The organism is Actinocorallia sp. A-T 12471 (genome assembly GCF_033875155.1).
Taxonomy (GTDB): domain Bacteria; phylum Actinomycetota; class Actinomycetes; order Streptosporangiales; family Streptosporangiaceae; genus Actinocorallia.
The window spans coordinates 227,449-246,823 of sequence record NZ_JAWZTE010000007.1; the positions used below are offsets into that span (position 1 = coordinate 227,449).

Sequence of the window (19,375 nt, forward strand, 5' to 3'; positions counted from 1 at the left end):
GAAGGCGACCGGCCGCGCTCACACGGCCGCGACCAAGACCGCGGTGGACCTCGCGCACACGGGCGGGACAAGGACCAGGACGGGCCACGCGGGCACGGGCGGGACAAGGACCAGGACGGGCCACGCGGGCACGGGCGGGACAAGGATCGGGACCGGCCCCGTGGGGGCGGGCGCGACGAGGGGCGAGATCGGCCGCGCGGGGGCGGGCGGGATGAGGGGCGGGACCGGCCGCGCGGGGGCGGTTGGGACGGGGACCGGCCGCTTGTGGGCGGGCGGGATGAGGGGCGGGACGGGCCGCGCGGTCATGGGCGCGACGAGGGGCGTGATGGGCCTCGCGGGAAGGGACGGGACAAGGGCCGCGACAAGGATCGGGGTCACGGACGCGACAAGGGCAAGGGGCGGGATCACGGGCGGGATGAGTCGCGGGATCAGCCGGATGAGTATGTCGTTCTTCCTGGGGGTTTGTCCCCGTATGGGCCGCGCGACGAGGACGGGCCGCGTCCCGTCTCGTACGACGACGCGCGCGACAACGCCGACCGGCCGCGCGGCGACGACGGCCGAGGGAACGCGTCAGGCGACTGGACGCGTCACCACGCACCCGCCGCGCACGACGGCGCGGACACCTTGTCGTCCGCCGCACACGAAAGCGCGGACACCTTGTCGTCCGGCAGCGCTGCCGACCGGCCGCGCGAAAACCGGCCGGGTGGCGACAAGGCGGGTACCGACCGACCTGGTAGCGACAAGGCGGGTGGTGACCGGCCGCGCGGTGACCAGGCGGGTGGTGACCGGCCGGGTGGCGACGGGTTGAGCGCCGGTAACTCGCCGAGCGGGTGGGCGGGTGAAAATCCCGAGGGCACGCACCTCGGGCCGTACGACGACGTTCCCGGAGACCCGGGGAACTGGGAGGACGGCACGTCGGCCAACTCGGGGACCTGGGAGGACGACGCATCGGCCAACACGCTTGGCGGCACGGGAAGCTGGGCGGGCGACGCATCGCCCAACGTGCAGGGCGGCACGGGAAGCTGGGCGGACAGCGCGTCGGCCAACACGCAGGGCGGTTCGGGGAGCTGGGCGGATGATGCGTCGGCTGGCTCGCCGGGTGAAGGGGCGTGGGAGGACTCGCGGAGCGCGTCCGTCGGGGACGTGCGGGGTGGGGGGCAGACGGAGGCGGTGCGGGAGGCGGTGCGGCGGCAGGTCGAGAACGCGCTGCCGCGTGACGCGTTCTACGACGCCAAGGGGACCAAGGGGACGCCGGGGCGGGTTGTGCGCGTCGAGCGGTTCGCCGGGTGGTCGCTGCCGAAGGACGTGCAGGCGTACCGGATGGTGTACACGTCGCGGTCGGCCAAGGGCGCGGCGGTCGTGACGTCGGCGGCGGTCGTCACCCCTGCCGGGAAGGCGCCCAAGGGCGGGTGGCCGCTCATCGCGTGGGCGCACGGCACGAGCGGCGTCTCGCCGAGGTGCGCGCCGACGCTGATGAAGGACCTGTACTACGGCGAGGCCATCGCCGGGTTCCTGGCGCGCGGGTACGCGGTAGTCGCGACCGACTACTCGGGCCTCGGCGCGGGCGACCGCCATGAGTACGCGACGACCGCGGCGAACGCCAACGACGTCCGCTACTCCGTCGCGGCCGCGCGGGAGGCGGTGCCGCAGATCGGGAAGCGCTGGGTCGCGGTCGGCCACTCGCAGGGCGGGCAGGCCGTGTGGGGCGCGGCGCGCCAGCAGGTGAAGGAGCCGATCGGCGAGCTGCTCGGCGCGGTCCCGCTGGCCCCGGCGACGCCCTTCGACCGGGCGGTGACGGCGATCGCCAACACACCAGGCTCGGCCGCGTACGTCCCTTATGTCGCCTACTCGGTGGCGCTCCAGTACGGCGTCAAGCCGTCCGAGCTGCTCACCGACACCGCGACGCGCGACTACACGAACTACGTCGAGGGCGGCTGCCTGTCTTACGGGACCGCCCTCGCCGGAGACGCGAAGCCGGGCGACTTCCTGCGCAAGACCGCGCTGGACAGTCCGGCCGTCAAGCGCTTCATCGCGAACAACCGCTACACCAACGGCGAGCTGTCCGCACCGCTGTTCGTCGTCTCCGGCACCGCCGACGCCGCGGTGAAGTCCGAAACCGTCGCCGCCGTCGTCCGCGAGCAGTGCGCGCACGGCCCGGAGATCGCCTACCGCGCCTATGACGGCGACCACGACCAGATCCTCGACAAGTCGGCCACCGACGTCCACGCCTGGATCGCCGACCGCTTCAAGGGCAAGAAGCCGCAATCCACCTGCTCATAGCGCGAACACACACAGAGGCCGACCGCATCCCGCGGTCGGCCTCTTCCTTTCCGGCTCAGGGGGCCAGCGGACCCAGGGGGTCGCGGTCGGCTTCGGTGGCCTCGGGGTGGTCGGTGGAGATGCTCAGGGCGTGGTGGGACTCGTCGGAGGCGAGCTGGGCGCGGGCGGCGGCGGTGGCGTAGGTGTAGGCGTCGCTGCCCAGGAGGAGGCGGAGGGGCGGGTCGGGCTGCGCGGCGACATCGAGGACGACGGCGGCCACCCGGGCGGGGTCGCCGGTCAGGGTCGAGCGGCCCATGATCGCGGCGCGCGCGCCGACCGTGTCGGCGTAGGGCTGGCTGATCGGCGGGATCTTCATGGACGAGCCCGCCCAGTCCGTACGCATTCCGCCGGGTTCCAGCACGGTGACCTTGATGCCGAGCCCGGCGGTCTCCGCCGCGAGGACGCCGGAGAAGCTTCCCACCGCCGCCTTGGCCGCCTGGTACGCGCCGAGCCCCGGGCTCGCCAGCCGCCCGCCCACCGACGAGATCTGAATGATCCGCCCGCCGCCCTGCTCCCGCAGGACGGGCAGCGCGGCCTTCGTCACGATGACGACGCCGAAGAAGTTGGTCTCGACCTGCGCGCGGAAGTCCTCGAGGGTCACGTCCTCGACCGCCGCGAGGTCCGCGTACCCCGCGTTGTTGACGACAACGTCGAGCCGGCCGAACTCGCGCACCGCGGTCGCGACGGCGGCGTCGGCCTCGGCCGGGTCGGTGACGTCGAGCCGCACCGGGCGGAGCGCGTCCCCGTACTCGGCGACGAGATCGCCCAGCCGCTCCGGGTTCCGCGCCCCCGCGACGACGCGGTGCCCCGCCGCCAGCGCGGCCTTGACGATCTCGCGGCCGAGCCCCCGCGAGCCGCCCGTCACAAGAAACACGAGCCGAGCCATGCCGTCCCCCGTCCGCTCACCGCCAAAGGCGGACAAACTCCCCCATCTCCCCGACCTCCCCACAAGCACCACAGCCCACACCCCGAGCCACAGGACACGGCCTTTACATAGTAAGTCAGAGTGTGGGGATGATCAGCGGGGTGTGGGTGTGCGGGTCGGGGATGATGCGGCAGGGCAGGTCGAAAACCGCGTCGATCAGCGCGGGCGTGAGGATCTCGGAAGGCGGGCCCTCCGCGGCTATCGCCCCGTCGCGAAGGGCGATGAGGTGGTCGGCGTAACGGGCCGCCTGGTTGATGTCGTGCAGGACGGTGATGACGGTCCGCCCCTCGTCGCGAAGCCGGGAAAGCAGCGACAAGAGCTGGTACTGATGGGTGATATCGAGGTAAGTGGTGGGTTCGTCCAGCAGGAGATACGGCGTCTCCTGCGCAAGGACCATCGCCACCCAGACGCGTTGCCGCTGCCCGCCCGAGAGGCTCTCGACGGGCCGGTGCGCGAGGTCGGCGACCCCCGCCGCCGCCATCGCCGCCGACGTCGCCGCCTCGTCCGCGTCGGACCAGGTGGACAGGAACGTCTGGTGCGGATACCGACCGCGCGCGACGAGGTGCTGCACCGCGATGGCCTCGGGCGCGGTCGCGGTCTGCGGGAGGAACCCGAGCCGCCGCGCGAGCGATTTCGGCCGGTACGCGGTGACGTCCTGCCCGTCGAAATGGACGACCCCCGACACCGGCTGAAGCAGCCTGACAAACGACCGCAGAAGCGTCGATTTCCCACAGGCGTTGGGTCCGACGATCGCGGTGAACGCCCCGTCGGGGACGTCGACGGTGAGCTTGGTGGAGACGACGCGGTCGCCATAGGCGAGGGTGAGGTCTCGTGCGGTCAGGCGGGCCGTCACGGTTTTTTCGCTTCCTTGATGAGCAGCCAGATGAGATACGCCCCGCCGATCGCGGTGGTCACGACGCCGACGGGCAGCGCGACCGGCGCGAGCAGGGTCTGCGCGGCGAGGTCGGCCGCCAGCAGCAGCACCGCCCCGGTGAGCGCCGCGGGCACGAACGGCACCCCCGCCGACCCGGCGAGGCGGCGGCCGATCTGCGGCGCGGCGAGCGCCACGAACACGATCGGCCCGGCCGCCGAGGTGACGACGGCGGTGCAGCCGACGCCGACGAGCACCAGCAGCAGCCGCAGCCTGCGCAGGTCGACGCCGGAGGTGACGGCGAGCTCGTCGCCGAGCGCGGCCTGGTGGACGGCGTGGGACAGCACGCCGAGCAGCGCGAGCAGCACCCCGATGAGCGCGAACGGCAGCGCCACCTCGTCCCAGTCGAGCCCGTTGAGCGACCCCGCGCTCCACCCGGTGGCGGCGATCGCCACCTCGAGTTCGGCGCGCAGCACGATCCACCCGTTGAGCGCGGTGAGCATCGCGTTGACGGCGATGCCGACGACGATCAGCCGCATCCCACTGAGCCCCGACTTCACCGACAACGCGTACACGACGCCCGCCGCGGCCAGCCCGCCCGCGACGGAACCGAGCGCGAGCTGGAGCGACGTCCCCCCGACCAGCGTGATGACGGCCAGGGCCCCGGTGTAGGACCCGGCGTCGAGGCCGATGATGTCCGGGCTGCCGAGCGCGTTGCGGGTCAGGTTCTGGAACACCGCGCCCGCGACCCCCAGGGCCGCGCCGAACACCAGCGCGGCGCACACGCGCGGCATCCGCCACTCGGTGATGACGAGCGTGCCGCCGCCGCGCCCGGTGAGCGCCGCGAGCACCTCGCCCGGCGTGTACCAGGTCGCGCCCTGGCAGAGCCCGAGCAGCGCGAGCCCGCACGCGACGACGGTCAGCGCCGCCGCGGTGACGACCGCGCGCCGCTCCATCCGCACCGCGACGCGTCCGGCCCGCACGACGAGCGCGCTCACGGCTCCACCGTCCCGTACCTGCGGACCGCCCAGATGAGGGCGGGCCCGCCGAGGAACGCGGTGACGATGGCGACGGGCACCTCGCCGGTCGGCAGCAGCACCCGGGAGCCGATGTCGGACACCAGCACGAGGACTGGCCCGAGCAGCATCGTGTAAGCCATCAGCCAGGGGATCGAGCCGCCCGCGAGCCGCCGCGCGAGGTGCGGGACCATCAGCCCGACGAACGCGATCGGCCCTGCGGCGGCGGTCGCGGCCCCGGCCAATACGGTGATGAGGACGAGCACGGCCGCCTTCGTCGCCGTCACCCGCGCCCCGACGGTCCGCGCGACATGCTCCCCCAGCGCGAGCGCGCCGAGCGGCCTGGTGACGGCGAGCGCGCCGACGAGCGCGAGCACGATGACGGTCATCAGCAGCCAGGTCGACAGCCGCTCACGTCCGGCGAGCGACCCGATCTGCCAGTACCGGTACCTGTCGAACACCTCGGGCGACACGAGCCGCAGCCCGAGCGAGATCCCGGCGAGCACGGCGCTGAGCGCGGTCCCGGCGAGCACGAGCCGCAGCGGCGAGGTCCGTCCGACGGTCTGCACGGCGACGGCGGCAAGCACCGCGCCGACGAGCGCGAGCCCGAACTGGACGACCTGGGACCCGGCGATCCCGAACACCGCGCCCAACGTGATCGCGAAGCCCGACCCGGCGGTGACGCCGAGGATGCCGGGTTCGGCGAGCGGGTTGCGGGTCAGCGTCTGCACGAGCGCGCCCGCGACGCCGAGCGCGGCCCCGACCAGCACCGCGAGGACAGTGCGCGGCAGCCGGATGTCGCGGACGATGAGATGCGCGTCGCTCCCGGTGTAGCCGGTGAACGCGCGCACCACCTCGCCCGGCGGCACGTGCTGCGCCCCGACGGCGAGGCTCGCCGCGCAGGCGGCGAGCAGAAGAACCGCGGCTGCGCCGAGGAGCGGGACCTGTGGGGTGAGGGTCGTCCGCCGCGGCGCAGCCTCGGCCACGGCGGACGGTGGTGCGTCAGTCTTCAAGCCCGGCCACTCCGCGCTTCCAGTAGCCGGTGATGAGGGCGTCGAGCCGGTTCCTGCTCCAGGCGCGCAGCGGTTTGAGGTCGTCGGCCTCGCCCGCGGCGAACAGGAAGGCCCTGCCCTCGGGCGCGGGCAGCGCCGCGACGGTCGCCGCCAGCCGCGACTCGCCGTCCCGCACAAGCCACGTGACGTCCACACCCGCACGCGACGCGAGCGGGTAGGCGTGGTCGCTCTCGTCGCCGGTCTCCACGACGACGTGGGCGGACACGTCCTCGGGAGCCTCGTCCAGCCAGCGCGCCACCGACGGCAGCCCCGTGGCGTCGACGGCGAAGACGTAGTGGTCGTAGGTGTGCGGGAACGCCTTCGCGCCGGGCGGGCCCGCGACCGTCACCTCCTCGCCGAGCGCGGCCCCTTCCGCCCACGTGGCCGCGACGCCGCCCTCGTGCAGCACGAAGTCGAGGTCGAGTTCCAGCGCCTCGGGGTCGTACCGGCGGATCGTGTACTTGCGGGCGGGCGTGAAGGGCCGCGGCCAGTCGAGCTCGGCGTGGTCGTTCGGGACGGGGTCGCGGCGGGTCCCGTCGGCGTCCGGGAAGACGATCTTGACGTGGTCGTCGGCCTGGTAGGTGTGCAAGCCCGCGAGGCCGGGACCGGCGAGGGTCAGCCGGAGAATCCGTGGCGTGATCCGGGCGCGCCGGACCACCGGGACGCGGCGGACGCCGATCGGGTAGCCGATGCGGGCCACGCCGTCGCCCGCGCGGTGGTGGGCGGCGACGCGTTCACGGGGGTCGCTGCGGTCCACGGTCACTTCTCCAGCAGCGGCGCGAACGCCTTGTCGATCGCGTCGAGCGTCCGCGTCGCCGAGGCATAGGTGGCGGCCTCGGTGTAGCGGAGGGGGAAGACCTTCCCTGCCTTCACCGCGGGCAGGTTCTTCCACAGCTTGGAGTCCAGGACGTACTGGACCGCCTCGCTGACCGTGCCGTCCGCGTCGACGGTGTAGGTGATGGCGTCGGCCTCGCCGAGGTTCGCGGAGATCTCCTCGATGGACGGGTACTCCGAGACGTCGGCCGCGCCGCCGCCCTTCTCCTTCACCTCGCCGTAGTACGTGACGCCGACGTCACCCGCGATGTTGGTGCCCCACGAGCCGCCGAACTCGCGGTGGAACGTTCCGGCGGAGACGTCGCCGTAGGCTCCGACATGTCCGAACTTCAGTCCGGCGAGCGCGTCCTTGTACTTGTCCTTCAGCCCGCCGGCCTTGGTCTCGTAGGCGGTCTTGGCGGCGTTGAACTCGTCGAGGCGGCCGACGGCGTCGGACTGGGTCTGCGACAGGGTGCGCCAGGAGTCGGGCTTGGTCGGGCCGAGGACGACGACGGGCGCGATGCTCTCCAGCCGCTTCATGTCGATGTCGACCATCGCGGGCGCGGGGACGCCGATGACGATGAGGTCGGGCGCGACGCCCGCGATCGCCTCGTAGTTGGTCTCGGCGGCGGACTCCCCCGCGACCTTCTTCAGCTTCTCGTAGGTGGCGCGGTCCTCGTCGGACATCATGGGGATGCCGCGCTGCCACGAGGAGACGCCGACGAGTGACGCGTCGGCCTCGATGAGGACCGGGACGGCGTATCCGGTGGCGACGACGCGCGCGGGGTCGACGGGGATCGTGATGTCTCCGTTGTCGGCCTTGAAGACGCGTGTCTGTGCGGCTGCCTTACTGTCGCCGGAGTCGTCGGCGCCACAGCCCGTGACGAGGGTCAGGGCGAGGGCGACGGCGCCGGCGAGGCGCCAGGTCTTGCTTGACATGGGATTTCCTATCGGGAACTGCGGCGCTGAAGTCCCGTTAGGTTAGCCTTACCAAACTCGCCCCGCGTAACGATGAGAGGTCAGCTTGTGTCGATGACGAGTCACCTTGGCGCCGATCCCGACGTGCTCGAGGACTACGGATACGGGCTCGGCCGTCCCGACGGCATCCGGATCGTGAAGTACTACGCCTCGGGCCGGCTCGAACTCACCGAGGGCCGCGAGGACTTCCTGCACCAGCTGTACTGGTCGCCCGACGGCATGCTCGCGACGCTCAGCGGGCTGAACGCCCAGTTCGTCGGGACCAAGGAGGCGTTCTGGGCGAGCCGCGGCGTCAGCCACGAACTGCGCGCCTCGGGGCCGCAGACCGTCTACCGGATCTGCCTGCGCCAGGTGCCGCGGCGGCTCGCGGCGCTGCGCGCGGGCGCGGTGTCGGTGGACGAGGAGGCGGCGCGGCTCATCGAGGCGATCAGCCGTCCGGCGTGCCCGCTCGCGGTGGCGCTCGAGGCGCGCGTCCGGATCATGGACGGGCTCGGCCTGTCCGCGCGCGAGTTCGTCGGCCACCACACCAGCGGCCCCGGCTACGCGATGACCGTCGCGCGCGCGATGTCGCACGACCCGGGCGACCAGACACGGCTGGATGAGTGGGCGGCGCGGCTGCGGATCAGCGTGAAGACGCTGCAACGCGACTTCCTGCGCGAGTTCGGCATGCCGTACACGACGTGGCGGACCAAGCTGCGCCTGCGGGCCGCCAGGGTGCTGCTCGACCAGTCCCAGCCGGTGACGAAGGTCGCGCACCTCGTCGGGTACGCGAGCGCGTCCGCGTTCGTCCTGGCCTTCGCCAGGGAGTACGGCCACACGCCGGGCCGCCGCCTGCCGCATCCGCCCCGGGGCTGAACCGGGTCAGCGCACGGTCATCCGATGACGCGCCCGCGTCGGCTTTCCCGCCCGCGTCCGCCAAGGGGTGGTCATCTCGGCGGCGGCGACGCGCCGCGCGCGGGCATCCTCGCGGGCATGACGGCAACGCGCATGACGACGCAGGAACGCACCGAGGCCGACGACAGGCTGCTGCTCGCGGTCCTCGACGTGCTCGACGCGATGGACCCCGGCGCGCCCGCGTGGGAGTGGGCAGGCACGCTGTTCGACGCCGACCCCGACGCCCCGGGGCGCTAGAGACGGCCCGGCCGGACGGCCAGCGCAGGAGCGTCCGGCCGGGTCCCCGCAGGTTCGGGCCGTCGGCGAGTTTTGTTGATCTTTACCCGTGGTAGCCCTCTGTGATGAGGATGTTGCGGATTCCAGGGGTGTACCGGCCGCGGCGCGACACCAGCGTGTTGTGCCGGGTGCTGGCCGAGACGGGGGTACCCGCTGACGCGCGCGCCCTCGACGTGTGCACGGGCACCGGGCAGGTGGCCATCGCCGCCGCGCGCAGCGGCGCGGCGCAGGTGACCGCGGTGGACATCTCACGGCGCGCGGTGTTCACCGCGTCGGTGAACGGATATGTGCGCAGGCTCGGCCTGCGGGTGCGGCGCGGCGATCTGTTCGCGCCGGTCGCGGGCGAGCTGTTCGACCTGATCACGGCGAACCCGCCGTACGTGCCGCGCGCGCAGGGCGACCCGCGCAGGCACGGGCGCGGAAGGGCGTGGGACGCCGGTCCGGACGGCCGCGCGACGCTCGACCGCATCTGCGTCGAGGCCCCGTCCCTCCTCGCTCCCGGCGGGGTGCTGCTGATGGTCCACTCCGGCCTGTGCGGGGTCGCGCGGACGCTTGAGGCGCTCCGCTCGGCGGGCCTGCGCGCGGCGGTGGTGTTCCGCACCCGCGAGCCGTTCGGGCCGATCATGCGCGGCAGGGCCGCCGACCTGCGCGACCTCGGCCTGATCGCGCCGGGCCAGCGCCATGAGGAACTCGTGGTGATCCGTGCCGAACGCCCGTGACCGCCGTCCCCGGCGCGTGAGCTGCGACGATCCGCGCGGGCCCATGCTCGTCGAGGGTCCCGTCGAGGTCGTCCTCCCCGACGGGACCACCGCCGTCTACGACAGGTTCATGGTCGCGCTGTGCCTGTGCCGCCGCAGCCGCACCTACCCGCTGTGCGACACGAGCCACCGCAGGACGCGGCGGCCCGGCCCGTCAGACGAGCGGTAGGGGTTCGCGGAGCGAGGAGCGGCCCGCGTCCCAGCTGCCCAGCAGCAGCCGTTCGAGTCCGTTCTCGAGCCATCCGGTGGCCTGGATGCCGAAGACGACGTCGGCGGCGGCCTCCGGCTCGCGGGCGAGCAGATCGCCGATGACGTCGTGCCTGAGCACCTGCTCGTGGACGGCGTCGGCCTCGATGTGCTCGGTGTAGAACAGCAGCGCCCGCTCCCCCGCGCCGAGCTTCTCCAGCGCGGCCTCCATCCGCCGCGCGCTGGGCGCGGTGGTGATCTCGGCGGCCGCGAAGTGCCCGACCATCGCCGCGCGCAGCGTACGGCGCAGGCCGAACAGCGACATCATGTTGACGATCGCCAGCGCGGGGGCCGGAACCGCGTTCAGATAGCGCAGGTAGGAGCCGTCGAGCCCGGCGTCCTCCATGAGGTCGGCGTACAGCCGCGAGTGGGCGGCGCTGGCCCTGCCCGCGCCGAACTCGTCGTACTCGACGGCCACGAGCGACGCCTTGGCCTGGCCCTGGAGCCGCGGGATCACCCACGCGTGCGGGTCAGCCTCCTTCAGGTGGTAGACCGACCGGTGGACGAGGTGTTCGCGCAGGTGGTCCCAGGAGCCCTCGTCGCGCAGGAAGGCGGACACGCCGCGCGCCGAGGGGTCCTCGGTGAGCAGCGGGGCGAGCGCGGCCTCGACGTCGTCGCCGCCCTCGACGGCGTCGCGCAGCGCGGTGAGGAAAGCGTCCTCGAGGGTTCTGCGCAGCCGCAGCAGTTCGAGGTCCCACTCCCAGTCCGGGTCGACGCCCGCGAAGCCCCGGTAGTGCAGCTCGTAGCAGGTGTAGAGCGCGAGCTGTTCGTCGTCGCCGAGCGGGTCGGCGACCTCGAGGTCGGGCAGGATGACGGTTCCGGGCGGGCGGGCGAGCGCGTCGCCGACGGCTCGGGAGAAGGGTCCGCGCGGCAGCGGCGGCCGTGCCTGTCCCGTGGTGGGCTGTCCCGTGGGCTGCCTCGTCGGCGTGGTCGTCATGGTGGTCCCTTCGGCTCGGTTCAGCTCGGCGTCGTCGTGGCGTGCGCGTCGGCGGGGACTGTTCGCGCGGCGAGGTCGGCGACGACGGCGAGGGGGCCGTCCGCCCCGGCCGCGCGCTGGCGGTCCGCGCCCGACCCGTGCTCCTTGACGCGCTGCAAGAGCGCGCGCACGAGCGCGAGGTCTCCCGACTCATCGAGGGCCGGGGTGATGGTCGTGAGGAGGTCGGCGATCCTCGCGTGCGCGGGCACGCGGCGGGCGCGCACCGGGTCGACGGCGTCGCCGGATATGCCGTGGCGGGCGGCGGTCCACTGGGCTGCGGCGCAGATCTGCGGGTCGAGCGGCTGCGCCTCGCGTCCCGCCGCGAGCTCGGTGAGCGCGGTCGTGACGAGGCCCCGGGTGAGCGCGGCCTGGAGCACTGCGTCGTCGACGGTCGCGGCGGCGTCGGCGGCCCTGACCTCGACCGTCGGGTAGCGGGGTGAAGGGCGTGCCGTCCAGAACGTCATGGTGGCGTCGGCGAGGACGCCGCACGCGACGAGCCGTGCCACCTCGGCGTCGTGGTCGGCGGCCGAGGTGAAGTGCGGCGGTGGGCCGCCGCCGGGGAAGTGCGCCTGCTCCAGCATGCGCCAGCTCGCGTAGCCGGTGTCGCGTCCGTCGCGGTAGGGCGAGTTGGCCGACAGCGCGAGCAGCGCCGGCAGCCAGGGCCGCAGATGGTTGACGACCGCGACGGCGGTGTCCCGGTCGGGCACCCCGACGTGCACGTGGCAGCCGCACACCTCGTACCTGCGGATCACCTCGCCGTACATCCCCGCGATCCGGTCGAACCGCTCCCCCGGCGTCGGCGGCGGATCGCCCGACGGCACCACTGCGGTGCCCGAGGAGACCAGGAGGAGTCCGTGGTCGGCGGCGGCCTCGGCCAGCGCGAGCCTGCCGAAGACGAGATCGCTGCGCAGCCCGGCGAGATCACGGTGCACGCCGGTCACCGATTCCACCTGGGTGGCGAGCAGCTCGCCGTGGAACGCCGCGTCGGCGGGCCGGCGCGCCGCGCTCGTCAGGTCCGACGCCCGCGCCAGCACGTCCGGCGCGCGCGCCGCGGTCCTGCCGGTGGCCGGGTCGGCGAGCAGGAACTCCTCCTCGACGCCCACGGTCCGCGCGGCCCCTTCCCCGAAAACGGGCATATGGGAGCCCTGCCCCCTCCCTGCCGGGGGAAACGCCGGGCGTCCACCGGAACCGCCGAAGATCTCCCGCGTCTGGCGCGCCCGGCGGCGAGGGACACACCGACACCCCTAGTGATTCCTTGAACGCTTTGTGTGACAGGCTCGGGCGGAGATCGTCGGGCGGAGGGGGAGAGCGGTTGACCACCGAGGCGACGGATCCGCGCCGGGCGACCACGCCGAGGCGCGGGGGCCTCAGGATCGGCGCGGTCCTCGCGACGACCGACCACAAGGTCGTCGGCTACCTCTACCTCGCGACGTCCTTCACGCTGTTCTGCCTCGCGGGGCTGATGGCGATGGCGATGCGCGCCGAACTCATCGAGCCCGGCATGCAGCTCCTCACCCACCAGGGCTACAACGAGCTCGTCACCGTCCACGGCACGATCATGCTGCTGCTGTTCGCGACGCCGCTGTTCTCCGGCTTCGCCAACGTGCTCGTCCCGCTCCAGATCGGCGCGCCCGACGTCGCGTTCCCCCGGCTCAACACCCTCGGCTACTACTTCTTCCTGTTCGGCGCGCTGCTCGTCCTCGCCGGGTTCCTCACCGAGGGCGGGGCCGCGGCGTTCGGGTGGACCGGGTACACGCCGCTGTCCGACTCCTCACGCTCCCCCGGCGCGGGGGCCGACCTGTGGATCATGGGCCTTGTGCTGTCGGGGCTCGGCACGATCCTCAGCTCCGCGAACCTCGTCACGACGATCACCGTCATGCGGGCTCCGGGAATGCTGATGTTCCGGATGCCGATCTTCACATGGAACGTGCTGTTCACCGCGCTCATGGTGCTGATCGCGTTCCCGGTGCTGACCGCCGCGCTGCTCGTCCTGTTCGCCGACCGGAACTACGGCGCGCACGTGTTCGACGCGGCCAACGGCGGCGCGATCCTCTGGCAGCACCTGTTCTGGTTCTTCGGCCACCCCGAGGTCTACATCGTCGCGCTGCCGTTCTTCGGGGTGGTCACCGAGATCATCCCGGTGTTCAGCCGCAAGCCCCTTTTCGGGTATTTCGGCATGGTCGGCGCGACAGTCGCGATCACCGGCCTGTCGATGACGGTGTGGGCGCACCACATGTTCGCCACGGGCCAGGTGCTGCTGCCGTTCTTCTCGCTGATGTCGTTCCTCATCGCGGTGCCGACCGGGATCAAGTTCTTCAACTGGATCGGCACGATGTGGCACGGCCACCTGACGTTCGAGACGCCGATGCTGTTCGCCGTCGGCTTCCTCGTCACGTTCCTGTTCGGCGGCCTGACCGGGGTGATCCTCGCGTCGCCGCCGCTGGACTTCGCGGCGACCGACAGCTACTTCGTCGTCGGGCACCTGCACTACGTGCTGTTCGGGACCGTGGTGTTCGCGATGTTCGGCGGGTTCTACTTCTGGTGGCCGAAGATGACCGGCAAACTGCTGGACGAGCGGTGGGGACGGCTGCACTTCTGGTCGCTGTTCGTCGGCTTCCAGGTGACCTTCCTCGTCCACCACCTGCTCGGCGCGCAGGGCATGCCGCGCCGTTATGCCGACTACGCGTCGGAGTTCACGACGCTGAACCTCGTGTCGTCGCTCGGCTCGTTCCTGCTGGGGGCGTCGACGCTCGCGTTCCTCGCGAACGTCTGGCTGACGCACCGCAGGGGCTTCCCGGTCGGCGTTGACGACCCGTGGGGGGCCGCGTGCTCGCTGGAGTGGGCGACGTCGTGTCCTCCGCCACGGCACAACTTCCACGCGATCCCGCCGATCCGCAGCAACCGCCCGGCCTTCGACCTGCACCACCCGGAGGCGGACGGGACGAGGCGGGCGGTCGGCGGGTGACCCGCGTCAGGACGTGATCATCGCGTCCATGATGTTCTCGCAGGTCGCCGCGCACGTGCGGCACGCCTCGGCGCACACCCGGCAGTGCGCGTGCCGGTCGGCGTGCACCGCGCACTCGTCGGCGCAGGTCTTGCAGGCCACGGCGCACGACCTCAGCTGCGCGACGCTCATGTTGGCGTCGTAGCCGGTGTGCCGGGACAGCACCTTGGCCGTCGTCGCGCAGATGTCGGCGCAGTCCAGGTTGGTGCGGATGCACTTGCCGAGCAGGGCCACGTCGGGCTCGCTGAGACACGCGTCGGCGCACGCGGTGCACGCCTGCGCGCAGTCGATCAGCACGCTGACGGCGTCGGCCATGAGGTCGCGGTCGAGGGTGATGTCGGCCGGATACGTCCTGATCATTTCCAGAACCGGCATGACGATCTCCTTTCTGACCAGAATTTTCCTCTCTCTCCCTCGCGTGCCCCTTTCCGCCCGTCCGAAACCTCGGGACTCGGGCGGGGGCGCGGGCGTCGGCTTCGCCGGGAGCGCTTCGGTGGGTCACGTTCCGTGGCCGCCGGGGGTGCCGCCCCGGCTGACGGGACGGCGCGGCCGCGACACGCCGGGAAAACGCGGCTGCCAGGCATTTCCTGCCGCCAAGGGGGCGTCCGCTGCCCTACGGTGCCCTCCATGGGGAAGACGCAGGCGCGGCTCCGCGCGAAATGGGCGGAACGCGAGAGTGAGTATCAGCGGCTCCTCGGCCGGGTGCCGCAGGAGGACACGGACGAGACGGCGGCGGACGCCGAAACCGGACAGCCGGAGGCCGGTCGGAGCGAGACCGGTCAGGCTGCGACGGGCCAGGAGGCGGGGGTCGGGCAGGTGCCTGCGGCGCGGCGGCCGAAGGAGCCCAGGGCCGTCGCGCCGCCGCCCGACGCCAAGCCGTACCAGGTCGTCTGCCCACGCTGCGCGGCCCCGGCGGCCAACCCCTGCCAGACCGCCGCGGGCAGGCCGGTGCGCCCGCACGCCGATCGGGTCCGCGCCGCCGCGACGGCCGGGCACAGGGCGTCCCGGATGGCCGCGGCGCTGCCGGAGAACATGCGGGACGCCGCCGAGGAGGCCCCGACGCCCTGACCCACCCCGCCGACCCGGCCGCCGCACGCCCGCGCGCGCGGCGGCCGCCGTCCCCGGGCGAGCTCGCCCGTGCGGGGAGAGGGCGCGTGATCTCGGCGTCGCCGCGCTCAGCCTGGCCCGTGTGGGGAGGAGACGAGCAGATCGCGCGTGATCTCGGCGTCGTCGCGCTCGGCCCGCCTGTGCGGGGAGGAAGGGAAGGGGACGGGCGGGTGTTGTGGGTGGGGACGGAGGAGGGGTCATGCACGGGGAGTACAAGGTTCCCGGGGGGAAGCTGGTCGTTGTCGATCTTGAGGTGGTGGACGGGGAGCTGAGCGAGGTCAGGGTCGCGGGGGACTTCTTCCTCGAGCCCGACGAGGCGCTCGCGGCGATCGACGCGGCGCTGGTGGGGGCTCCGGCCGCGACCGGCGCGGAGGGGCTCGCGGCCAGGATCGACGCGGCGCTGCCCGAGGGGACCGTCATGTACGGGGTGACGTCGGAGGGGATCGGGGTCGCGGTGCGGCGGGCGCTGGCCAGGGCCACCGACTGGAGCGACTACGAGTGGCAGCTGATCAGGGAGGCGCCGCAGTCGCCCGCGCTGCACATGGCGTTGGACGAGGTGATCACCGCCGAGGTCGCGGCCGGGCGCAGGCCGCCGACGCTGCGGGTGTGGGAGTGGGCCGAGCCCGCGGTGATCATCGGCAGCTTCCAGTCGCTGCGCAACGAGGTCGACCCCGAGGGGGCGGCGAAGCACGGGATCACCGTGGTCCGCAGGATCTCCGGCGGCGGCGCGATGTTCGTGGAGCCCGGCAACACCATCACCTACTCGCTGTCGGTCCCGGCCCCGCTCGTGTCGGGCCTGTCGTTCGCCGACTCCTACGCCTACCTCGACGACTGGGTGCTGAACGCGTTCGCCGACATGGGCATCAAAGCCTGGTACCAGCCGCTCAACGACATCGCCACCGAGGCCGGCAAGATCGGCGGCGCAGCGCAGAAGCGCATGGTCGCGACCGACGGCGGCCCCGGCGCGGTCCTGCACCACGTGACGATGAGCTACGACATCGACGCCGACAAGATGCTCGAGGTCCTGCGCATCGGCCGCGAGAAGATGTCCGACAAAGGCACCAAAAGCGCCAAGAAACGCGTCGACCCCCTCCGCCGCCAAACGGGCCTCCCCCGCGAAGCCGTCATCGACCGCATGCTCGCCTCCTTCGCCGCCCACCACGGTCTGACCCCCGGCCACATCACCCCCGCCGAAATGTCCCGCGCCGAACACCTGGCCACCACAAAGTTCACCACCCCCACCTGGACCACCCGAATCCCCTGACCCCCACGGCGGTCACGGGACCGGGGTGTAGCGGGACACATGTCCGCACATGCCGGGATAGGGCGCGGCGGGCGCGAGCGGCGTCACTGTCGCGGCGCGCAGGTGCGCCGGGTCGGCGGCCTGGACCGCCGCGGCGCGTTCGGCGAGACGGGCCGCCGCGGCCCCCGGACCCGCCGCGATCAGGGCGGGCCAGGCCGCGGCGCGGGGCCTGACGAGCGCGGTCGCCAGCGCGTAGAAAGCGTGCAGTTCATGGAGGCCGAGCTCGGGGTCGGCGCGCCACAGCGACGTCAGCCTGGTGAACCCGGTGACCGCCCTGTCGCGGCGCTCCCGGACCGCCGCCTCGTCGGCGGCGACGGCGAGTTCCGCATAACGCGCCGGGTCCGCGAGGTCCTCCGGCGGGAAGACGAAGACCGCGTCGCCCGCCTCGTTGAGGTGCCCGTTCTCCATGAGGACGATCAGGGCGAGCGGGTCGTCGGGGTCGGAGACCAGCCGGTGCAGGGTGCCCGGTGTGAAGCGCACGGCGGCCCCCGCGCTGAGCGCCACCTCCTGGGGCCCGGCCGGGGTGAGGAACCGCGCGCTCCCCCGCCCGCCGACGGCGACGTACATCTCGGCGCAGGCGAAGTGGACGTGGGGCGCGCCGCCGCAAACCCCGTCGGGGCCGTCGGTGCGGTACACCGCGACGTGGGAGACGCCGACGCCCGCGGGGAGCCCCGTGTCGCCGGTCAGGACGTCATGCATGGCAGGAACCTCCGGAAGGTCGGTCAGGGGCGGGCGGCGATGGCGTGCCGCGCCCAGTGGTGCACGCGTTCCAGATGCGCGATGGCCCGCTCGGGCGGGCACGGGTTCGGGCCGTGCCCGGCGAAGTGCGCGAGCGCCGCGCCGAGGTGCCGGTGCGCGGTGTCGTCGACGACAAGCCGGTCCACGACAGTACTGCCGCCCGCGCGCACGACGAGCGAGGCGCGGGCGCGGGCGTGGCCGGGCAGCGGTTCGAAGAACCCGGTGACGGTGTGCGCGACCCCGTCGCGGTCACGCCCCTCGACGGCGACGACGCGGTAGCGGGTCTCGGCGTCTTCGATGCGCTGGCCTGGGCGGGCGAAAGGCGGGTAGGGGTGGCCGATGCCGCCGTCCATCGCGGTGTGCAGGCGGACGCGGCAGCCGTCGGCGGTGCGGTACTCGGCGAACGCGGTGCCCTGGTGCCGCCACGCTGCCGCGTCGCCGCGCTGCGACGGCACGGTGACCGCGCGGGTCCCGGCCCGCAGCAGCTCGCCGGTGAGGAACCGCGCGCCGAGCAGTTCGGCGACCGCGACGAGGTGGGTGCCCTCGTACCCGAACGCGCCGAGACGCGCGTCGGTGAACCTGCCCGCCGCGTAGTGCGCGATCCGGTTCTTCGACATCTCCACGGTGACGACCGACGGGGTGACCCCGGCGAGCCGGACATGTCCGGCGACCTGTCCGGTGAGGACCGAGGAGCAGTAGTTCTCGTTGACCACGACCCGGCCCCGGTGACGGCGCAGCAGCGCGCGCATGGCGGGGATGTCGACGTGGTCGCACAGCGGCTTCTCGATGATGACGTCGGCGTACGGGTCGAGCGCGCTGATCCTGGCGAACGCGCCGACGTGCGCGTGCGTCGGCGTGCAGACGTCCCAGACGACGGGCCCGAGCGCGGCCGCCTCGGCGTAGTCGGCGCAGTTGCGGACGCCTTCGGCGGCCATCAGCGTCCGCGCGTTCCGCGTCACGTCGATCGCGCCCGCGACGCGGACGCCGAGCCTGCGCAACGCCTGCCGGTGCACCCGCGCCGCCGTCCCGAACCCCACCTGCACACAGGCGGCGTACCGGGGCCCGTCCGCGGCGCGTTCCGCGCCCTGTGCCGTGCCGTGTCTTCCGGCTTCCGGTCCACCGTCCATGCGCCCTCCCCGTCTCACCCTGTCCGTGCGGCGCACGGCCGTCCGGGGAGAGCGCGGGGGCGCGACGACGGCGGGACCACGCCCCACAAGATCACTTGCCGGTGATCCTACGTTCGTAGAACCTTCCAACTCGGCACGCCCCACCCCCGCGCGTCGCACCCAACCACCCCACAACCCCACGAACACGACGACACACCCCACACACCCGAGCGCCCCAAAGGTCTCCGTGACCAGTGGGGCACCCGCTCTCCCCGCAAGAGGCACCCGCTCTCCTCACAAGGGGCCACCCCGCTCTCCCCGCAAGGGGGACCCCCACTTTCCCAGCAAGGGGCACCCGCTCTCCCCTGCAAGGTGGACCGCCGCTTTCGCCGCAAGGGGGACCCAGCTCCCCCCGCAAGGGGGACCCGCAAGGGGGACCCGCAAGGGGGACCCGCAAGGGGGACCCCGCTTTCCCCGCAGTCCCGAAGGGACTGCGGGGAGGGGTTTGGGGTGGTGGGGGCGTTACGCTGCGGGGATGGGACTTGATCGTCAGTCGGGGGTGGTGTGGTGAGGGGGCGGCCGCGGCTTGCGGAGCTGCTTGATCTTGCGCCGCATCCCGAAGGGGGCTGGTATCGGCGGACCTGGACCAGTTCGGTGCCGGCCGGTGGGGATCGGGAGAGGCAGACGGCTTCGGCCGTGTACTACCTGTTGCATCCTGGGGAGGAGTCGGCGTGGCATCGTGTCGCGTCCGACGAGCTGTGGCTGTGGCACCACGGGCATCCGCTCGAGCTGCGGCTCGGGGGCGAGGGCGAGCGGCCCGGTGAACCCGTCGGGCAGCTGCTCGGCACCGACATCGAGGCGGGGCAGCTGCCGCAGCTGCTCGTCCCGGCCGGGACCTGGCAGACGGCGCGGCCGACGACCGGGCCGGTGCTCGTCACCTGCGTGGTGTCGCCCGAGTTCCACTTCGCCGACTTCACGCTGCTCGACTGAACC

General features: G+C 72.9%; 21 protein-coding genes. 9 read left to right on the forward strand and 12 right to left on the reverse strand.

Annotated features, from left to right (window positions below; translation table 11 throughout):
• Window positions 1–18 precede the first annotated feature (18 nt).
• Window positions 19–408 (reverse strand): hypothetical protein, encoded by a 390-nt coding sequence (locus R9X44_RS21275; RefSeq protein WP_319815983.1) that lies wholly within the window; start codon window positions 406–408, stop codon window positions 19–21.
• Window positions 409–804: 396 nt separating this feature from the next.
• Between R9X44_RS21275 and R9X44_RS21280 the strand changes: the two genes are divergently transcribed.
• Window positions 805–2,280 (forward strand): alpha/beta hydrolase, encoded by a 1,476-nt coding sequence (locus R9X44_RS21280; protein WP_319815984.1) that lies wholly within the window; start codon window positions 805–807, stop codon window positions 2,278–2,280.
• 55 nt (window positions 2,281–2,335) lie between these two features.
• Here the strand turns inward: R9X44_RS21280 and R9X44_RS21285 are convergent, their stop codons facing one another.
• The 6 genes from R9X44_RS21285 to R9X44_RS21310 all read right to left on the reverse strand — a co-directional run bounded on the left by R9X44_RS21285 (window position 2,336) and on the right by R9X44_RS21310 (window position 7,935).
• Window positions 2,336–3,205: an SDR family NAD(P)-dependent oxidoreductase gene (locus R9X44_RS21285; protein ID WP_319815985.1), complete on the reverse strand. Its 870-nt coding sequence runs from the start codon at window positions 3,203–3,205 to the stop codon at window positions 2,336–2,338.
• Between the two features lie 115 nt (window positions 3,206–3,320).
• Entirely contained in the window at window positions 3,321–4,097 is a 777-nt protein-coding gene (locus R9X44_RS21290) for an ABC transporter ATP-binding protein (protein WP_319815986.1), read from the reverse strand.
• Window positions 4,094–5,113, reverse strand: a complete 1,020-nt coding sequence (locus tag R9X44_RS21295) for a FecCD family ABC transporter permease (protein ID WP_319815987.1) — start codon at window positions 5,111–5,113, stop codon at window positions 4,094–4,096. The genes R9X44_RS21290 and R9X44_RS21295 overlap by 4 nt, the downstream gene beginning before the upstream one ends.
• Entirely contained in the window at window positions 5,110–6,144 is a 1,035-nt protein-coding gene (locus R9X44_RS21300; RefSeq protein ID WP_319815988.1) for a FecCD family ABC transporter permease, read from the reverse strand. Before R9X44_RS21300 ends, R9X44_RS21295 begins: the two co-directional genes overlap by 4 nt.
• Complete coding sequence (locus R9X44_RS21305; RefSeq protein WP_319815989.1) at window positions 6,134–6,940, reverse strand: siderophore-interacting protein; 807 nt, start codon at window positions 6,938–6,940, stop codon at window positions 6,134–6,136. Before R9X44_RS21305 ends, R9X44_RS21300 begins: the two co-directional genes overlap by 11 nt.
• 2 nt (window positions 6,941–6,942) lie before the next feature.
• Complete coding sequence (locus R9X44_RS21310) at window positions 6,943–7,935, reverse strand: ABC transporter substrate-binding protein (protein ID WP_319815990.1); 993 nt, start codon at window positions 7,933–7,935, stop codon at window positions 6,943–6,945.
• A gap of 93 nt (window positions 7,936–8,028) precedes the next feature.
• Between R9X44_RS21310 and R9X44_RS21315 the strand changes: the two genes are divergently transcribed.
• From R9X44_RS21315 to R9X44_RS21330, 4 genes are all read left to right on the forward strand, one after another.
• Window positions 8,029–8,829, forward strand: a complete 801-nt coding sequence (locus R9X44_RS21315) for an AraC family transcriptional regulator (protein WP_319815991.1) — start codon at window positions 8,029–8,031, stop codon at window positions 8,827–8,829.
• Window positions 8,830–8,853: 24 nt separating this feature from the next.
• On the forward strand, window positions 8,854–9,105 hold the full coding sequence (locus R9X44_RS21320; RefSeq protein ID WP_319815992.1) for a hypothetical protein: 252 nt from the start codon (window positions 8,854–8,856) through the stop codon (window positions 9,103–9,105).
• A 104-nt stretch (window positions 9,106–9,209) separates the two neighbouring features.
• On the forward strand, window positions 9,210–9,863 hold the full coding sequence (locus tag R9X44_RS21325; RefSeq protein WP_319815993.1) for a HemK2/MTQ2 family protein methyltransferase: 654 nt from the start codon (window positions 9,210–9,212) through the stop codon (window positions 9,861–9,863).
• Window positions 9,847–10,071: a CDGSH iron-sulfur domain-containing protein gene (locus R9X44_RS21330; RefSeq protein WP_413774967.1), complete on the forward strand. Its 225-nt coding sequence runs from the start codon at window positions 9,847–9,849 to the stop codon at window positions 10,069–10,071. The genes R9X44_RS21325 and R9X44_RS21330 overlap by 17 nt, the downstream gene beginning before the upstream one ends.
• Here R9X44_RS21330 and R9X44_RS21335 read toward each other — a convergent pair.
• Entirely contained in the window at window positions 10,057–11,085 is a 1,029-nt protein-coding gene (locus R9X44_RS21335) for an iron-containing redox enzyme family protein (RefSeq protein ID WP_319815994.1), read from the reverse strand. The two genes, R9X44_RS21330 and R9X44_RS21335, sit on opposite strands and share 15 nt — an antisense overlap.
• A 20-nt stretch (window positions 11,086–11,105) precedes the next feature.
• A complete protein-coding gene (locus R9X44_RS21340; protein WP_319815995.1) occupies window positions 11,106–12,260 on the reverse strand; it encodes a glutamate--cysteine ligase in 1,155 nt (384 codons plus the stop codon).
• 176 nt (window positions 12,261–12,436) lie between these two features.
• Between R9X44_RS21340 and ctaD the strand changes: the two genes are divergently transcribed.
• Window positions 12,437–14,089: a cytochrome c oxidase subunit I gene (gene ctaD / locus R9X44_RS21345; protein ID WP_319815996.1), complete on the forward strand. Its 1,653-nt coding sequence runs from the start codon at window positions 12,437–12,439 to the stop codon at window positions 14,087–14,089.
• Between the two features lie 6 nt (window positions 14,090–14,095).
• Here the strand turns inward: ctaD and R9X44_RS21350 are convergent, their stop codons facing one another.
• Entirely contained in the window at window positions 14,096–14,503 is a 408-nt protein-coding gene (locus R9X44_RS21350) for a four-helix bundle copper-binding protein (RefSeq protein ID WP_319815997.1), read from the reverse strand.
• Between the two features lie 252 nt (window positions 14,504–14,755).
• Here R9X44_RS21350 and R9X44_RS21355 point away from each other — a divergent pair, with 252 nt between their 5' ends.
• On the forward strand, window positions 14,756–15,196 hold the full coding sequence (locus R9X44_RS21355) for a hypothetical protein (RefSeq protein WP_319815998.1): 441 nt from the start codon (window positions 14,756–14,758) through the stop codon (window positions 15,194–15,196).
• A gap of 238 nt (window positions 15,197–15,434) precedes the next feature.
• The gene (locus tag R9X44_RS21360; RefSeq protein ID WP_319815999.1) at window positions 15,435–16,499 is read left to right on the forward strand and encodes a lipoate--protein ligase family protein; all 1,065 of its coding nucleotides are present in this window, start codon (window positions 15,435–15,437) and stop codon (window positions 16,497–16,499) included.
• Window positions 16,500–16,511: 12 nt separating this feature from the next.
• On the opposite strand, the gene R9X44_RS21365 is transcribed toward R9X44_RS21360, so the two are convergent.
• Together R9X44_RS21365 and R9X44_RS21370 are read right to left on the reverse strand one after the other, a co-directional pair.
• On the reverse strand, window positions 16,512–17,237 hold the full coding sequence (locus R9X44_RS21365) for a cupin (protein WP_319816000.1): 726 nt from the start codon (window positions 17,235–17,237) through the stop codon (window positions 16,512–16,514).
• 23 nt (window positions 17,238–17,260) lie between these two features.
• A complete protein-coding gene (locus tag R9X44_RS21370) occupies window positions 17,261–18,403 on the reverse strand; it encodes a Gfo/Idh/MocA family oxidoreductase (protein WP_319816001.1) in 1,143 nt (380 codons plus the stop codon).
• Window positions 18,404–18,949: 546 nt separating this feature from the next.
• Between R9X44_RS21370 and R9X44_RS21375 the strand changes: the two genes are divergently transcribed.
• Window positions 18,950–19,372 carry a cupin domain-containing protein gene (locus R9X44_RS21375; RefSeq protein WP_319816002.1) on the forward strand — a complete coding sequence of 141 codons (423 nt, stop codon included), beginning with the start codon at window positions 18,950–18,952 and terminating at the stop codon, window positions 19,370–19,372.
• Window positions 19,373–19,375: the final 3 nt, after the last annotated feature.

Coding starts and splice junctions, on each gene's coding strand:
- R9X44_RS21285 (WP_319815985.1), bottom strand. CDS start 3,205: ATGGCTCGGCTCGTGTTTCTTGTGACGGGCGGCTCGCGGGGGCTCGGC.
- R9X44_RS21310 (WP_319815990.1), bottom strand. CDS start 7,935: ATGTCAAGCAAGACCTGGCGCCTCGCCGGCGCCGTCGCCCTCGCCCTG.
- R9X44_RS21315 (WP_319815991.1), top strand. CDS start 8,029: ATGACGAGTCACCTTGGCGCCGATCCCGACGTGCTCGAGGACTACGGA.
- R9X44_RS21320 (WP_319815992.1), top strand. CDS start 8,854: ATGACGCGCCCGCGTCGGCTTTCCCGCCCGCGTCCGCCAAGGGGTGGT.
- R9X44_RS21325 (WP_319815993.1), top strand. CDS start 9,210: ATGAGGATGTTGCGGATTCCAGGGGTGTACCGGCCGCGGCGCGACACC.
- R9X44_RS21335 (WP_319815994.1), bottom strand. CDS start 11,085: ATGACGACCACGCCGACGAGGCAGCCCACGGGACAGCCCACCACGGGA.
- R9X44_RS21340 (WP_319815995.1), bottom strand. CDS start 12,260: ATGCCCGTTTTCGGGGAAGGGGCCGCGCGGACCGTGGGCGTCGAGGAG.
- R9X44_RS21350 (WP_319815997.1), bottom strand. CDS start 14,503: ATGCCGGTTCTGGAAATGATCAGGACGTATCCGGCCGACATCACCCTC.
- R9X44_RS21355 (WP_319815998.1), top strand. CDS start 14,756: ATGGGGAAGACGCAGGCGCGGCTCCGCGCGAAATGGGCGGAACGCGAG.
- R9X44_RS21360 (WP_319815999.1), top strand. CDS start 15,435: ATGCACGGGGAGTACAAGGTTCCCGGGGGGAAGCTGGTCGTTGTCGAT.
- R9X44_RS21365 (WP_319816000.1), bottom strand. CDS start 17,237: ATGCATGACGTCCTGACCGGCGACACGGGGCTCCCCGCGGGCGTCGGC.
- R9X44_RS21370 (WP_319816001.1), bottom strand. CDS start 18,403: ATGGACGGTGGACCGGAAGCCGGAAGACACGGCACGGCACAGGGCGCG.